Origin of the sequence: Pseudomonas sp. SAR267, from assembly GCF_052077595.1 — a bacterium.
Classification (GTDB): Bacteria; Pseudomonadota; Gammaproteobacteria; order Pseudomonadales; family Pseudomonadaceae; genus Aquipseudomonas; species Aquipseudomonas vlassakiae.
Map to the genome: position 1 here is coordinate 3,462,794 of NZ_JBQIHU010000001.1, position 15,344 is coordinate 3,478,137.

General features: G+C 64.5%; 16 protein-coding genes. 4 read left to right on the plus strand and 12 right to left on the minus strand.

The genetic code is table 11. The features are described 5' to 3' along the window. Positions 1-44: 44 nt before the first annotated feature. The 12 genes from phaZ to gshB form a co-directional block, all read right to left on the minus strand. Positions 45-896, minus strand: a complete 852-nt coding sequence (gene phaZ, locus ACTORR_RS16340; RefSeq protein WP_054884298.1) for a poly(3-hydroxyalkanoate) depolymerase — start codon at positions 894-896, stop codon at positions 45-47. A 63-nt stretch (positions 897-959) separates the two neighbouring features. Continuing rightward, positions 960-2,639, minus strand: coding sequence for a class II poly(R)-hydroxyalkanoic acid synthase (phaC, locus tag ACTORR_RS16345; RefSeq protein ID WP_441343718.1), 1,680 nt, complete (start codon positions 2,637-2,639; stop codon positions 960-962). Positions 2,640-2,992: 353 nt separating this feature from the next. Next, the gene (locus ACTORR_RS16350; RefSeq protein ID WP_054884300.1) at positions 2,993-3,370 is read right to left on the minus strand and encodes a gamma-butyrobetaine hydroxylase-like domain-containing protein; all 378 of its coding nucleotides are present in this window, start codon (positions 3,368-3,370) and stop codon (positions 2,993-2,995) included. Between the two features lie 171 nt (positions 3,371-3,541). Further along, positions 3,542-4,885, minus strand: a complete 1,344-nt coding sequence (gene hslU / locus ACTORR_RS16355; RefSeq protein ID WP_054884301.1) for an ATP-dependent protease ATPase subunit HslU — start codon at positions 4,883-4,885, stop codon at positions 3,542-3,544. A gap of 74 nt (positions 4,886-4,959) precedes the next feature. Then, on the minus strand, positions 4,960-5,490 hold the full coding sequence (hslV, locus tag ACTORR_RS16360; RefSeq protein WP_054884302.1) for an ATP-dependent protease subunit HslV: 531 nt from the start codon (positions 5,488-5,490) through the stop codon (positions 4,960-4,962). Between the two features lie 244 nt (positions 5,491-5,734). Next, on the minus strand, positions 5,735-7,006 hold the full coding sequence (locus tag ACTORR_RS16365; protein WP_313364926.1) for a dihydroorotase: 1,272 nt from the start codon (positions 7,004-7,006) through the stop codon (positions 5,735-5,737). Further along, positions 7,003-8,007: an aspartate carbamoyltransferase catalytic subunit gene (locus ACTORR_RS16370; protein WP_008099987.1), complete on the minus strand. Its 1,005-nt coding sequence runs from the start codon at positions 8,005-8,007 to the stop codon at positions 7,003-7,005. Before ACTORR_RS16370 ends, ACTORR_RS16365 begins: the two co-directional genes overlap by 4 nt. Positions 8,008-8,020: 13 nt before the next feature. After that, positions 8,021-8,539: a bifunctional pyr operon transcriptional regulator/uracil phosphoribosyltransferase PyrR gene (pyrR, locus tag ACTORR_RS16375; protein ID WP_054884305.1), complete on the minus strand. Its 519-nt coding sequence runs from the start codon at positions 8,537-8,539 to the stop codon at positions 8,021-8,023. 61 nt (positions 8,540-8,600) lie between these two features. After that, positions 8,601-9,026 carry a Holliday junction resolvase RuvX gene (gene ruvX, locus ACTORR_RS16380; RefSeq protein WP_054884306.1) on the minus strand — a complete coding sequence of 142 codons (426 nt, stop codon included), beginning with the start codon at positions 9,024-9,026 and terminating at the stop codon, positions 8,601-8,603. Then, positions 9,026-9,595: a YqgE/AlgH family protein gene (locus ACTORR_RS16385; RefSeq protein WP_054884307.1), complete on the minus strand. Its 570-nt coding sequence runs from the start codon at positions 9,593-9,595 to the stop codon at positions 9,026-9,028. The genes ruvX and ACTORR_RS16385 overlap by 1 nt, the downstream gene beginning before the upstream one ends. Positions 9,596-9,755: 160 nt before the next feature. Next, positions 9,756-10,661, minus strand: a complete 906-nt coding sequence (locus tag ACTORR_RS16390; RefSeq protein WP_054884308.1) for an energy transducer TonB — start codon at positions 10,659-10,661, stop codon at positions 9,756-9,758. Between the two features lie 91 nt (positions 10,662-10,752). Further along, a complete protein-coding gene (gene gshB / locus ACTORR_RS16395) occupies positions 10,753-11,706 on the minus strand; it encodes a glutathione synthase (RefSeq protein ID WP_054884309.1) in 954 nt (317 codons plus the stop codon). 197 nt (positions 11,707-11,903) lie between these two features. On the opposite strand from gshB, the gene ACTORR_RS16400 reads away from it, so the two are divergent. Genes ACTORR_RS16400 through ACTORR_RS16415 form a run of 4 tightly spaced genes read left to right on the plus strand, consistent with a single transcriptional unit; the run spans position 11,904 to position 15,339 of the window. Continuing rightward, entirely contained in the window at positions 11,904-12,305 is a 402-nt protein-coding gene (locus ACTORR_RS16400; RefSeq protein ID WP_054884310.1) for a response regulator, read from the plus strand. A 45-nt stretch (positions 12,306-12,350) separates the two neighbouring features. Beyond that, on the plus strand, positions 12,351-12,716 hold the full coding sequence (gene pilH, locus ACTORR_RS16405) for a twitching motility response regulator PilH (RefSeq protein ID WP_054884329.1): 366 nt from the start codon (positions 12,351-12,353) through the stop codon (positions 12,714-12,716). After that, positions 12,713-13,267, plus strand: coding sequence for a chemotaxis protein CheW (locus tag ACTORR_RS16410; RefSeq protein ID WP_054884311.1), 555 nt, complete (start codon positions 12,713-12,715; stop codon positions 13,265-13,267). The genes pilH and ACTORR_RS16410 overlap by 4 nt, the downstream gene beginning before the upstream one ends. 47 nt (positions 13,268-13,314) lie before the next feature. Continuing rightward, entirely contained in the window at positions 13,315-15,339 is a 2,025-nt protein-coding gene (locus ACTORR_RS16415; protein WP_189660540.1) for a methyl-accepting chemotaxis protein, read from the plus strand. Positions 15,340-15,344: the final 5 nt, after the last annotated feature.

Below are 15,344 nucleotides of genomic sequence, written 5' to 3' on the forward strand. Positions count from 1 at the left end.
ACGGTCGTACTCATCAGTCGTGCTGTGCAACAGCAAGCAACAATTCAGCCACCAGAGGCCGGACGGGGGTGCATGACCGCGCGCTGACGCTCTTGCTGGAGAAACTTCATGATGATGGGTGCGACAGCCTCGGCCCGGGTGATCAGGAACAGATGACCGTCGTCGATAATGTGTAGCTGGGCATTGGGAATTCGCCAGGCCAGCAGGCGCATGTTGATCAGCGGAATCAATGGGTCGTCATCGCCCGCCAGCACCAGGGTCGGTTGCTGGATCTTGTGCAGCCAGTGGATGCTGGTCCAGCCAAGGCCGGCGAACAGTTGCCAGTAATACCCCAGCTTGCCGCCCGAGCGCACCTTGGCCGCATGGTGCATGGCCAGGTCGGGGTCACGGCGAAAACCGCCACCGTAGATCAGCGGCGCGATGCGGATGACATGCGATGGCTGCACGTAGCGCCTGGGGCTGGCCATCATCCACAGCACCTTGGGCTTGCCCGGCACCATCACCGCACCGGCGGCGGTGGCTGCCAGTACCAGCTTCTTGCAGCGCTCGGGGTAGTCGTGGGCGAATTGCTGGGCCAGCGCGCCTCCCCAGGACACACCGATGGCATTCACCTGGCCGTAGTCCAGGTAATCCAGCATGCGTGCGGTCAGCTTGGCCAGGCCGGGAAAGCGGTACGGGTGGCGCGGGGTGGACGAGCCCCCCACGCCGGGCACGTCGAAGGCAATGACTTCCAGGTCTGGGTCGAGTGCCTCGATGAAAGGGAACACCAGCTCCAGGTTGGCGCCGATGCCGTTGAAGATCAGCAGCGGCGTCAGGTGCGGCTTGCCCGGGCGCACCGCAGTACGGATGGATTGGTCGTCCAGCTCGACGGTGCGGAAGATGTAGGGTAGCGGCATGCGCGTGGCTCTATGGCTTGAAAATGTACCGTGGCACGCTCCAAGCGGCCACGGCATTGCGACTCAACGCTCGTGTACGTAAGTGCCTGGTGCTGCCTCGCCGGCGGCATAGGCACGGTTGCCCAGGCGCGTCGGGGCCTTTTTCAGGTCGCCAGCGCGCTCGCCCAGCCAGGCCTGCCAGTACAGCCACCAGGAATCGGCATGCTTTTCGGCGTTTTCCTGCCAGGCCACCGGGTCACCGGGGCGGTCGGCGCCGGTCATGAAGCGGGCCTTGGGATTGCCAGGCGGGTTGAGGATGCTCTGGATGTGCCCGCTGTTGGACAGCACGAACTCGATCTTGCCGCCGAACAGGTGCGCCGAGCGGTAGCACGATTGCCACGGGGTGATGTGGTCGGAGGTGCCGGCGACACTGAAGATGTCGCACTGGACGTTTTTCAGGTCGATGGCGGTGCCGCACACTTCCAGGGCTCCCGGGCGAGTCAGCGGGTTGTTCTTGAACAGTTCGATCAGGTCGCCATGGAACGCGGCAGGCAAGCGTGTGGTGTCGTTGTTCCAGAACAGGATGTCGAACACCGGTGGCTCGTTGCCGAGCAGGTAGTTGTTGACCCAGTAGTTCCAGATCAGGTCGTTGGGGCGCATCCAGGCGAACACCTTGGCCATGTCGCTGCCCTCGAGCACGCCGGACTGATAGGAGTGGCGCTTGGCGGCTTCGAGCGTCTGTTCGTCGACGAACAGTGCGACCTCGGTGTCCAGCGTGGTGTCCAGCACGCTGACCAGCAGGGTCAGGGCATTGACCTTCTGTTCACCCAGCGCGGCATAGTGGCCGACCAGCGCCGTGCAGGTGATACCGCCGGAACAGGCGCCAAGCATGTTCAGGTCTTTGCTGCCGGTGATCGCCAGTACCGCATCGACCGCCTCCTTCAGGGCGTCGATGTACGTCGACAGGCCCCATTCGCGCTGGGCCTTGGTCGGGTTGCGCCAGCTGATGATGAAGGTCTGCTGCTGCGAGCGCAGGCAGAAGCGCGCCAGGCTCTTTTCCGGGCTCAGGTCGAAGACATAGAACTTGTTGATCTGCGGCGGGACCACCAACAGCGGGCGGGTATGTACCTGCTCGGTGATGGGGTTGTACTGGATCAACTCCAGCACATCGTTGCGGTAGACCACGGAGCCTTCGCTGGTGCCCAGGTTCTTGCCGACCTCGAACGCGTCCATGTTGACCTGGCTGGGCATGCCGCCGTTGTTGACCACATCCTTGGCCAGGTTGGACAGGCCGTCCAGAAGGCTCTTGCCGCCGGTTTCGAAGAAGCGTTTGATGGCCGCCGGGTTGGACAGGGTATTGGTCGGCGCCATGGCCTCGGTCAGCAGGTTGATGACGAACTGGCCGCGGGCGATGTCCTGAGGCGACAGGTCACTGTTGCCGACCCACTCCTGCAGCTCCTTGCGCCAGGCCAGGTAAGTCTGCAGGTAACGGCGGTAAAGCGGGTTCTTGCTCCAGGCCGGGTCCTGGAAGCGACGGTCGTCACCTTCCGGGGCGAGGCTGGACTTGCCCAGCAGCACGTTCTTCAGCTCCAGGCCGAAGTGCGCCACATGCTTGGCACTGTGCAGCGGCTGGCGCACGGCCTGACGCAGCACGGTACGCGCAGAGCTCAGCAGGTCCTTGCGGCGGATGCCGATGACCGGGTTCAGCCCCAGGGTGTTTTCCGAGGCCTGCCGCGGCAACTCATCGTTGTTCTTGTTACTCATCTACGACGCTCCGTTGTCCTGAGACGAGTACCGGATTGCTGTGGCGCACTGCACAGCGGACAGCCCGGTACTGCTACCCGGGTGACCAGTGATAAGGAACAGCGGTGCTGCGGGCCGGATGCTTTCGGCGATGAGCTGCGGGGGATTCTGCGTGTGAAGACAGCCTGCTTTCGCTCGCGACCTCTACATACCGGCCAGTCCCTGATTGCCTTCAAGGCGATGCAGGGAACTTGCCAGCTCCATTGGTTACCCGACTTTCATGTAATGCGCAAGACAACCCGTTCAAGAGTTGTCTGTAAGGCATTCAAACAGATGAGATTAGAAAATGCGCTCTAAAGCCTGGAAGGCTTGCGCTAGAGCATGAGTTTGACCACCGATTCCGCCGGGTCGCGGGACTTGCCGGCCTTGTGCAGCTCTTCGAGGTAGTCGGCCCACAGCTGTTCCTGGCGCAGGCACAGCTGTTCGAGGTATTCCCAGGTGAACAGGCCGCTGTCGTGACCGTCGTCGAAGGTCAATTTCAGTGCATATTGGCCGGCAGGTTCCAGGCCGATGAGGCCGACGTTGATCTTGCCGAACTGCAGGATGGGGTTGCCGTGGCCCTGAACCTCGGCGGAGGGGGAGTGCACCCGCAGGAATTCGGCGGGCAGCTGATAGACCTCGCCGGGGGCATAGGTAAGGCTGAGGGTCTTGGAGGCTTTGTGCAGGTTGATGGCGGTGGGCAGGCGGGCCATGGTGGGAATCTCTCGGGAGCTGGTGGTGCAAGCTTCGAGTGATTCAGGCCATTGTGCAAGGGGGCTGCTGCGCAGCCCTTTCGCGACACAAGGCCGCTCCTACAGAAGATCGCGGTCTCTTGTAGGAGCGGCCTTGTGTCGCGAAAGGGCCGCGAAGCGGCCCCTGCGGTCTTACAGGATGTAGCGCGACAGGTCTTCGTTCTGCGCCAGCTCACCGAGGTGGCCGTTCACGTATGCAGCATCGATGACAATCGGCGCTTCGTCGTGGCTGCTGGCCAGGTCGCCGGCACTGAACGACAGCTCTTCGAGCAGGCGCTCGAGCAGCGTGTGCAGGCGGCGGGCACCGATGTTCTCGGTCTTCTCGTTCACCTGATAGGCAATCTCGGCCAGGCGCTTGATGCCGTCGGCGGCGAAATCGATGTTCAGGCCTTCGGTCTTGAGCAATGCACTGTATTGCTCGGTCAGCGACGCGTGTGGCTCTTTCAGGATGCGCTCGAAGTCTTCCGGGGTCAGCGCCTTCAGTTCGACACGGATCGGCAGACGGCCCTGCAGCTCCGGTACCAGGTCGCTCGGCTTGCTCAGGTGGAACGCACCGGAAGCGATGAACAGGATGTGGTCGGTCTTGACCATGCCCAGCTTGGTGTTGACGGTGCAGCCTTCGATCAGTGGCAGCAGGTCGCGCTGCACGCCCTCACGGGAGACATCGGCACCGCCGACGTTGCCACGCTTGGCCACCTTGTCGATTTCGTCGATGAACACGATGCCGTGCTGCTCGACCGCTTCCAGAGCCTTGCCCTTGAGTTCTTCCTCGTTGACCAGGCGGCTGGCTTCTTCGTCGCGCACCATCTTCAGGGCGTCCTTGACCTTCAGCTTGCGGGTCTTGCGCTTGCCTTTGCCCATGTTGGCGAACAGGCTCTGCAGCTGGTTGGTCATCTCCTCCATGCCGGGCGGCGCGGCGATTTCCACGCCCATGTTCTCGGCCACTTCGATCTCGATTTCCTTGTCGTCCAGCTGGCCTTCACGCAGGCGCTTGCGGAACAGCTGGCGGGTGTTGGAATCGGTGCTGGTCTGCGCGGCTTCCTCGCTGAAGCTGCTGACCCGCGCCTGCGGCAGCAGGGCGTCAAGGATGCGGTCTTCGGCGGCGTCCTCGGCACGGTGGCGCACGCGAACGATTTCCTGCTCGCGCAGCATCTTCAGCGCGGCATCGGCCAGGTCACGGATGATCGACTCGACATCGCGACCGACATAGCCCACTTCAGTGAACTTGGTGGCCTCGACCTTGAGGAATGGTGCGTTGGCCAGCTTGGCCAGGCGGCGGGCGATCTCGGTCTTGCCCACGCCAGTAGGGCCGATCATCAGGATGTTCTTTGGGGTCACTTCGGCGCGCAGCTCGACCGGCAGCTGCATCCGCCGCCAGCGGTTGCGCAGGGCAATGGCGACAGCGCGCTTGGCATCGTCTTGGCCAATGATGTGACGGTTGAGTTCGTGGACGATCTCGCGGGGGGTCATGGACATGATGAAAATGGTCCTCGAGCGGAGTAGGTCAGCGTGGAAAAGTCCCGCCATGAGCGGGACGCCAGAACAGCTGATTACTCGGCCAGGTCCTGCTCCTCGATGGTCAGGTTGTGGTTGGTGAACACGCAGATGTCACCGGCGATGTTCAGGGCAGTCTCGGTGATCTCCCGGGCCGACAGGTCGGTCTTGTTCAGCAGGGCGCGGGCTGCAGCCTGGGCGTAACCGCCACCGGAGCCCATGGCGATCAGGCCATCTTCCGGTTCGACCACATCACCATTGCCGGTGATGATCAGCGATGCATCCTTGTTGGCCACTGCCAGCATGGCTTCCAGGCGGCTGAGGGAGCGGTCGGTACGCCATTCCTTGGCCAGCTCGACGGCGGCACGCACCAGATGGCCGGAGTGTTTCTGCAGCTGGGCTTCGAAGCGCTCGAACAGGGTGAAGGCGTCGGCGGTGGCACCGGCGAAGCCGGCGATCACTTGACCGTTGTACAGGCGACGGACTTTCTTGGCGTTGCCTTTCATCACGGTGTTGCCGAGGGATACCTGGCCGTCGCCGCCCATGACGACTTTGCCGTTACGGCGGACAGAAACGATGGTGGTCAAGGGGAGAGTCTCCACGCAGCGGGGCAAAATTGCCTGATGCAGACTCATATGGGGGTGGGGGGAAGGATTTCAACCGCGGGGGATGAATGGTCGCCGCACGCTCAAGGTCGAGCGCGATCAATGTGGGAGCGGCCTTGTGTCGCGAAAGGGTCGCAAAGCGGCCCCGGCAATCTATGCAAGATGCCGAGATCCTGGGGCCGCTACGCAGCCCTTTCGCGACGCAAGGCCGCTCCCACAGGGTTACTCAGGCCTCGTGGCAGACGTGCCCATCGACCAAGGTATAATGCACCGCAGCCGGCAGGCAGTGGCCGATGAACGGGCAGTTCTCGCCACGCGACAGCCATTGCTCACCGGCAATCGTCGAGGCCTTGGCGTCGAACAGCACCAGATCGGCGGCGCTGCCGACTTTCAGCTCACCGGCCGGCAGGCGCATGGCCTTGGCCGGGCCGCTGCTCAAGCGGGCGAGCAGGGTCGGCAGGTCGAGCAGGCCGTCCTCGACCAGGGTCATGGCCAGCGGCAGCAGCAGTTCGACGCTGCTGATACCCGGCTCGGTGGCGCCGAACGGGGCCAGCTTGGCATCGCGCTCGTGGGGCTGGTGGTGGCTGGAGATCGCCTGGATCACCCCCGATTTCACCGCCGCGCGCAGGCCGTCGCGGTCGGCGGCGGTGCGCAATGGTGGCTGCACGTGGTACAGGCTGGAGAACTCACGCAGCGACTCGTCGGTAAGGATCAGCTGGTACAGCGCCACGTCGGCGGTCACCGGCAGGCCCAATTGCTGGGCCTGCTCGATCAGCCGTGCACCCCTGGCGCTGGTGATCTGGGTGAAGTGCGCACGCACGCCGGTCTGTTCCACCAGCAGCAGGTTGCGCGCCAAGGCTACGGTCTCGGCGGTCTCCGGGATGCCGGGCAGGCCGAGGAAGCTGGCCATGGCGCCTTCGTGGGCCAGGCCACCCTGGGCCAGGTCGCGGTCCTGTGAGTGGAACACCACGGTCAGGTCGAAAGTGGCGGCGTATTCCAGGGCACGGGCCAGGGTACGGTTGTTGGGGATTTCCTTCAGGCCGTTGCCGAAGGCCACGCAACCGGTGTCGCGCAGGGCAACCAGTTCGGCCAGTTGCTCGCCCTCCAGGCCCTTGGTCAGGGCGCCGATCGGGTAGACCTTGCTGTTGGCCGCTTCGCGGGCGCGGTCGAGGATCAGTTCGGCCACAGCCGAAGTATCCAGCACCGGCCTGGTCTGTGGTGGGCAGCACAGGCTGGTGACGCCACCAGCCACGGCGGCGCGGGTTTCACTGGCGATCGAGCCCTTGCGGCTGTAGCCCGGCTCGCGCAGCGAGACGCCGAGGTCGACCAGGCCGGGCGCGGCGATCAGGCCGCCAGCTTCGATCGTTCGGCTGGCGCTGAAGCCGGCCGGGGCGGCGCCGATTGCGGCGATGCGGCCGCCATCCAGGTGCAGGTCGGTGACCTGGTCCAGGCCGCTGACAGGGTCGATGACCCGGGCGCCAAGAATGCTGATGGTCACTGAGCGTTCTCCTGGTCGAATTGACGTTGCGCGTTCTGCCCGCTCATGGCCATGGACAGCACGGCCATGCGCACGGCGATGCCGTAGGTGACCTGGTTGAGAATCACCGAGTGTTTGCCGTCGGCCACCGCCGATTCGATCTCCACGCCGCGGTTGATCGGGCCCGGGTGCATGACGATGGCGTCGGGCTTGGCGCCGGCCAGGCGTGCGGTGGTGAGGCCGAACAGGCGGTAGAACTCGCCTTCACTAGGCAACAGGCCACCGGCCATGCGCTCGCGCTGCAGGCGCAGCATGATCACCACGTCGACGTCCTTGAGGCCTTCGGCAAGGTCGGTGTAGACCTTCACGCCGTACTGCTCGATACCGATAGGGATCAGGGTTTTCGGGCCGATCACGCGGATGTCCGGGCAGCCCAGCGCCTTCAGCGCGAGCATGTCGGAGCGCGCCACGCGCGAGTGCAGGATGTCACCGACGATCGCCACCGAGAGGTTCTCGAAGCTGCCCTTGTGACGGCGGATGGTCAGCATGTCGAGCATGCCCTGGGTCGGGTGCGCGTGGCGGCCGTCACCGCCGTTGATCACGGCGACGTCCGGGCACACGTGCTCGGCGATGAAGTGCGCGGCGCCGGAGTCGGAGTGACGCACGACGAACATGTCGGCAGCCATGGCTTCGAGGTTGCGCAGGGTGTCGAACAGGGTCTCGCCTTTGCTGGTCGAGGAGGTCGACACGTTCAGGCTGATCACGTCGGCCGACAGGCGCTGGGCGGCCAGTTCGAAGGTGGTGCGGGTACGGGTCGAGTTCTCGAAGAACACGTTGCACACGGTCTTGCCGCGCAGCAACGGGACCTTCTTCACGGCCCGGGCGCCGACTTCGAGGAACGAGTCGGCGGTGTCGAGTATCTCGGTCAGCAGTTCGCGGGGCAAACCGTCGAGCGAGAGGAAGTGGCGCAGCTGGCCCTGATCATTGAGCTGCAGCGGGCGCTTGGCGTCGATTGGCGTCATCGCGGGGGGACTCTTAAAGGGCGGAAGCGGTGGCGAGGTCCTGGCGCTCGAGGGCGAGCGGTGCGGGTCCGGTCAATTTTACCCGTTCATGGGCGGCCAGCGACAGGGTGGCGCCGAGTACATTGGGGCGGATCGGCAGCTCGCCGGCATCCAGGTCGAGCAGGCAGACCAGGGTGACACTGGCCGGGCGGCCATAATCGAACAATTCGTTGAGCGCGGCGCGGACGGTGCGGCCACTCATCAGCACGTCATCGATCAGCACCAGGTGCTGGCCTTCGACTTCGAATGGCAGCTCCGAGGGGCGCACCTGCGGGTGCAGGCCGTTCTGGCTGAAGTCATCGCGGTAGAACGACACGTCCAGGGTGCCGAGCGGGCTCTGGTCGGCCATTTCCGCCTGCAGGGCCTGGGCAACCCAGACGCCGCCGGTACGGATGCCGATGAAGCGCGGCTCGGTGATGTTGCGGCGGGCCAGATGGGCGCGAAGGTCGACAGCCATCTGCCGGATCAGGTCGGCGGGATTGGGTAGGCTCATTGCGTATCTCCTGGGGGGCGCCGAGGGCGTTGTGATTGCCCCGACGTAAACGCGGGAAAAATCAGGTATTGGCCTCCAGCCAGCCTTGCAGCAGCAGGGCGGCGGCGATGGCGTCGACCGGGTTGTCACGGTAGCTGCCGCGCTGGCCGCCACGGGCCATGCGCTCGCCCTTGGCCTCGAAGGTGGTCAGGCGTTCGTCGTGGGTGTGCACCGGCACGTTGAAGCGGCCATTGAGGCGGCGGGCGAACTTTTCCGCGCGCTCGCTCATTTCGCTGGGTGTGCCGTCCATGTTCAGCGGCAGGCCGACGACGATGGCATCGGGCTTCCACTCGCTGATGAGTTTTTCCACCTGGGCCCAGTCCGGCACGCCGTTCTGCGCCTTCAAGGTGCACAACTCACGGGCCTGGCCGGTTATCACCTGGCCGACGGCGACGCCGATCTGTTTGCTGCCGTAGTCGAAGCCCAGCAGCAGGCGTAATTCGGCCATCAGGCGTGCCCCGCCTGGCTGGTCAGCAAGCTGAGGTTGATCCCCAGGCTGCGGGCGGCGGCCCCCAGGCGTTGCTCGCTGGCCATGGCGAAGAGGATGTCCGGGTCGAACGGGCAGTTGAGCCAGGCGTTGTCGGCCAGTTCCGCTTCCAGCTGGCCCGCTTCCCAGCCGGCATAACCCAGGGTGATCAGGCTTTGCTGTGGCCCTACGCCTTCGGCGATGGCGAACAGCACGTCCTGCGAAGTGGACAGCGACAGGCCCTGCAGTTCGACGGTGGCCTGGTAGCTGCATTCGCTGCTGTGCAGGACGAAGCCGCGGTCAGTCTGCACCGGGCCACCTTGGTAGATGGGCACGTGCAAGGTGCTGGCCGGAGGTACCTCGTTGGGGCGCAACTGCTCGAGAATGTCGGCCAGGTTCAGCTCCTGTGGTCGGTTGACCACCAGGCCCATGGCGCCATTGGCGTTGTGCTCGACGATGTACGTGAGGGTCTGGGCGAAGTTCGGATCGGCCATGTGCGGCATGGCGATCAGGAACTGATGCTTGAGGTAGCTCGGGGTGAGGGTTTTCATGGGGGATAGTGTGGCGCCAGGTGGCGAGGCTGACAAGGTGCGGATATGTGTCAGATGTGCCGGCCTCTTCGCGGGCTCGCCCGCTCCCACAGGATTACTACAAGCCCGGGAATTGTGAGAATCCTGTGGGAGCGGGCGTGCCCGCGAAAGGGCCGTCGGATCAGTTACTGGACAGGCGGTCGCCGCGGGCGAAGCGCCAGGTGCGGATGATCTCCAGCCGGTCGAACTCGGCCAGGTCGCCGGTAAACGGCGCGAAGGGCGCCGCCAACCGCACGATCCGCTGCGCCGCCTGGTCCAGCACCGGCTGCCCGGACGACTCCAGTACCAGCACCTCGTACAGCGAGCCATCGCGGTTGATCGAAACCATCATCCGCAAGTTGCCGTAGATCTGTTGCCGGCGTGCCTCGTCGGGGTAGTTGAGGTTGCCCACCCGCTCGACCTTCTTGCGCCACTCTTCCTTGTACCAGGCGCCCTTGTCGCGCATGGTCGAAGCCGCATTGAGGCGGTGAATCTTCGGGCGCTTGGCGTACATCTGCTGTTCGTTGGACAGCTCCGCCTCAAGGCTGGCGATCTGACTCGACAATTGCGAGCTGTCGAAATCCGGGGTGGCCGCTGCCGGCTTGGGCTGCGGCTTGCTTTCCTTGGGCTTGGGCTCGACTTTCTGCGCTTTCGGCGCCTTGGTTGCCACGGCGGATTTCTCCGGCACGGGCGGTGGTGTTACTTCAGGCTTGGCGGCAGGCGGCGGGGTGACCTTGTTGATCTTGCTGTCCTGGAACGGCGCCAGCTCGGTGGTGGTCGGTACCGCTTTCTTTTCCAGGGTGCCGCTGCCCTGCTGATTGGCCTGGGCCTGGAAATCAGCCTTGTTCGGCGCCTTCTCGCTCTTGAAGGTGGCCAGGGTGATGTCCATGGTCTGGCGAATTTCGGCCGGTTTGACCACGGTAAAGCCCACGCCAAGGATCAGCGCCAGGTGCACCAGGGCAGCCACGAACAGGGTAAAGCCAAGCCGGTCCACCGGGCGAATGCGCGGTGGCAGCAGGTCGGAAGGGATGTCGGCAGGCAGCGTCATCAGGTATCCAGCAACCGCAAGGCGGGGCAGCAGCTCAGTCGAAAAGGACCGGCATCATACCCCACTCCGCGCATTTGCTCCGCGTCGGCGGTCAGCGCGCCTTGAGCTGGCGATCAATGGCATCCATCAGCTTGCCACCGATATCGGTGTTGTAGGCAGCGTCGATCTCGCGGATGCAGGTAGGGCTGGTGACGTTGATTTCGGTGAGCGAGTCGCCGATCACGTCCAGGCCGACGAACAGCAGGCCCTTTTCACGCAGGGTCGGGCCGACCTGGGCAGCAATCCAGCGGTCGCGCTCAGTCAGTGGGCGGGCTTCACCACGACCACCGGCGGCCAGGTTGCCACGGGTTTCGCCGCTGGCCGGGATGCGTGCCAGGCAGTAGTCGACCGGTTCGCCGTCGATCATCAGGATGCGCTTGTCGCCGTCCACGATCTGCGGCAGGTATTCCTGGGCCATGATCTGCTGGGTACCGTGCTGGGTCAGCGTTTCCAGGATGACCGACAGGTTGGGGTCGTCCTTGCGGTGGCGGAATACCGATGCACCGCCCATGCCGTCCAGCGGCTTGAGGATCACGTCACCACGGCTTTCGGCGAACTCGCGCAGGATGTCGACGCGACGGCTGACCAGGGTTGGCGCCATGCACTGCGGGAACTGAGTGGCGAACAGCTTTTCGTTGCAGTCGCGCAGGCTCTGTGGGCGGTTGACCACCAGCACACCTTCGCGCTCGGCCTGCTCCAGCAAGTAGGTGCTGTAGACGAACTCCATGTCGAAGGGCGGATCCTTGCGCATCAGGATCACGTCCAGCTCGGCCAGGGCGCTGTCCTGTTCATCGCCCAGTTCGAACCAGCGCGCGGGGTCGGCGAATACCTTCAGCGGGCGCATCTGCGCACGGGCCTGGCCGGCACCCAGATAAAGGTCGCGCTGCTCCATGTAGAACAGCTCCCAGCCACGGGCCTGGGCGGCCAGCAACATGGCCAGCGAGCTGTCCTTCTTGTAGGAGATGGACGCGATCGGGTCCATGACAATGCCGAGGCGAACGCTCATGGGGTGGTTCCTCTTGGCGGCCCGTGGCCGCGGTGAATCGAAAGAAAAGTGGCTCAGGGTGGCGCTGTGAACGCCGCGGGTCAAGGGGGGTGGCAGATGGAACGGGCCCCCGGAGTGTGCTAAAAATGCCCTCAGCTTCAAGCGTCAAGCCATCCGTGGCTTGTCGCCCACCTAGTGCAGCGATGGTAGCGCGACTTATGGAACAGCCCCTGAAGGTGATGGTGATCGACGATTCCCGCACGATCCGCCGCACCGCGCAGATGTTGCTCGGCGAAGCGGGCTGCGAGGTAATCACCGCCAGTGACGGCTTCGATGCCCTGGCCAAGATCATCGATCACCAGCCACAGATCATCTTCGTCGACGTGCTGATGCCCCGTCTGGACGGTTATCAGACCTGTGCAGTGATCAAGCACAACAGTGCTTTCAGGGACATCCCGGTGATTCTCCTGTCGTCTCGCGATGGCCTGTTCGACAAGGCCCGCGGCCGGGTGGTCGGTTCCGACCAGTTCCTGACCAAACCATTCAGCAAGGAAGAACTGCTCGACGCAATCAGGGCCCATGTGCCCGGTTTCGCCGCGCCCGAACAACCCGCACCCTGATCACGCCGCGCTGGCGCGGCTTTCAATGTCCTGATGGGGAACAGCATGGCCCGAGTTCTGATTGTCGACGACTCGCCGACAGAGATGTACAAATTGACCGGATGGCTGGAAAAGCATGGTCACCAGGTGCTCAAGGCCAGCAACGGTGCCGACGGCGTGGCCCTGGCCCGCCAGGAAAAGCCCGATGCGGTGCTGATGGACATCGTCATGCCCGGCATGAACGGTTTCCAGGCCACCCGCCAGTTGAGCAAGGACCCTGAAACCCGCGCCATTCCCGTGGTGGTGGTGACCACCAAGGACCAGGAGACCGACCGTATCTGGGCCACGCGCCAGGGTGCCCGCGACTTTCTGACCAAGCCGGTGGAAGAGGACGCGCTGATCGCCAAGCTCGAAGAAGTGCTGGGCGCTTGACCACCCGCCCACAGGGCGCGTCGCTGACCGCCTTCGAGCTGTTGCTGGACATCGACCGGCGCTGCCGCCTGCTGGTGGCCGACCAGCCGCCGCAGGACACGCGCCTGCAGCAATGGAGCGGCATCGGTTTTCGCGTCGCCGGGCAGTGGTTCGTCGCCCCCATGGGCGAGGTCGCCGAGGTGCTGCGCGAGCCACGCAGCAGCCGCGTGCCAGGCGTGCAGCCTTGGGTGTGCGGGGTGGCCAACCTGCGCGGCCGGTTGTTGCCGGTGATGGACCTGAGCAGTTTCTTCGGCCTTGGCCCCGCTGCGCCAGGCAAGCAGCGACGGGTGCTGGTGCTGGACCATGACGACCTGTTCGTCGGCTTGCTGGTCGATGAGGTGCTGGGGCTGCAACATTTCGCCCTGAGCAGCCTGGACCTGTCGCCCCCGCAACCATTGCTGCGGGCTGCTGCCCGCTTCGTGCAGGGGCACTTTCCGCGTGAACGCAACTGGGCGATCTTCAGCCCCTTCGCCCTGGCCCAGGCGCCGGGCTTTCTTGACGTGGCGCTATAGGACTTTCGAACGTGAACAAGCCGGCCACACCCGTCGCCCCCGCCAGCATGACCCCTCGCACGCGCAGCATCGTGCAGATCACCGTGCTGTTCGTGATCCTGATTCTGTCGATCATTCTGTTGTTCGCCAACTTCGCCTACCTCAACACCCAGGCCAATCACGACAAGCAGTACATCGGCCATGCCGGCGAACTGCGGGTGTTGTCCCAGCGTATCGCCAAGAATGCCACCGAGGCCGCGGCGGGCAAGGCCCTGGCCTTCAAGCTGCTGTCGGATGCGCGCAACGACTTCGAGCGGCGCTGGAGCTACCTGCGCGAAGGTGACAAGTCCACCGGCCTGCCAGCGGCGCCGCCTGCAGTGCGCGATGAAATGGAAGCGGTGCGCCAGGACTGGGAAAACCTGCGCAAGAACACCGACACCATTCTGGCCAGCGAACAGACCGTGCTGTCGTTGCATCAGGTGGCGGCGACCCTCGCCGAAACCGTACCGCAATTACAGGTCGAGTATGAAAAGGTGGTCGAGATCCTGCTGCAAAGTGGTGCCCCGGCCAATCAGGTCGTGGTAGCCCAGCGCCAGCTGCTGCTGGCAGAGCGTATCCTTGGGTCGGTCAATACCGTTTTGGCTGGCGATGACACCGCGGCGCAGGCCGCCGATACCTTCGGCCGCGATGCCAGCCGCTTCGGCCAGGTGCTCGAGGGCATGCTCGGCGGCAACCCGGCGATCCAGGTGACCCGCGTCGAGGACGCCGACGCCCGCGCGCGCCTGGCGGAAATCGCCGAGCTGTTCCAGTTCGTGGCAGGGTCTGTCGATGAAATCCTCGAAACCTCGCCCGAGCTGTTCCGCGTGCGCGAAGCGGCGGGCAACATCTTCAGCCTGTCGCAAACCTTGCTCGATGAGGCCTCGCACCTGGCCAACGGCTTCGAAAACCTTGCCAGCGGCCGCACCTTGGATACCGTCGGCGGTTATGCGTTGGGCCTGCTGGCGCTGGCGTCGATCATCCTGATCGGCTTGGTGATGGTCCGCACCACCCACCGCCAGTTGCAGGAAACCGCGGAAAAGAACGAACGTAACCAGCAGGCGATCATGCGCCTGCTCGATGAAATCGAAGAGCTGGCCGATGGCGACCTGACCGTCACCGTGTCGGTGACCGAAGACTTCACTGGCGCCATCGCCGACTCGATCAACTACTCGGTCGACCAGCTGCGCGACCTGGTGGCCACCATCAACCACAGCGCCGAGCAAGTCGCGGCTGCCGTGCAGGACACGCAGAACACCGCGCGCCAACTGGCCAAGGCCTCGGAGCACCAGGCCGAGCAGATCAGCGAGGCGTCCGAGGCGGTCGGCGATATGGTCGAGTCGATCGACCGGGTTTCCGCCCACGCCTATGAGTCGGCCAAGGTCGCCGAGCGCTCGGTGGCGATCGCCAACAAGGGCAACGAGGTGGTGCATAACACCATCAATGGCATGGACAACATCCGCGAGCAGATCCAGGACACCGCCAAACGGATCAAGCGCCTGGGTGAATCCTCCCAGGAAATCGGCGACATCGTCAGCCTGATCGACGACATTGCCGACCAGACCAACATCCTTGCCCTCAATGCCGCGATTCAGGCCTCGCTGGCAGGCGAGGCCGGTCGCGGCTTTGCCGTGGTCGCCGACGAGGTGCAGCGCCTGGCCGAGCGCTCGTCCTCGGCAACCCGGCAGATCGAAGCGCTGGTGCGGACCATCCAGGCGGACACCAACGAGGCCGTCATCTCCATGGAGCAGACCACCGCCGAGGTGGTGCGCGGTGCGCGGCTGGCCCAGGATGCCGGCGTGGCACTGGCCGAGATCGAGGGCGTATCGCAGAACCTTGCCGAGCTTATCCACAGCATCTCTGATGCAGCACAGCTGCAGACCTCTTCCGCAGGGCAGATTTCCCACACCATGGCGGTGATCCAGCAGATCACCGCGCAGACGTCCGCCGGCTCCAGCGCCACCGCCGACAGCATCCGCCACTTGGCGCGGATGGCCAGCGAAATGCGCCGCTCGGTCTCCGGTTTCACCCTGCCGGCGCCCGCCGAGCGAAGCTGAGGACC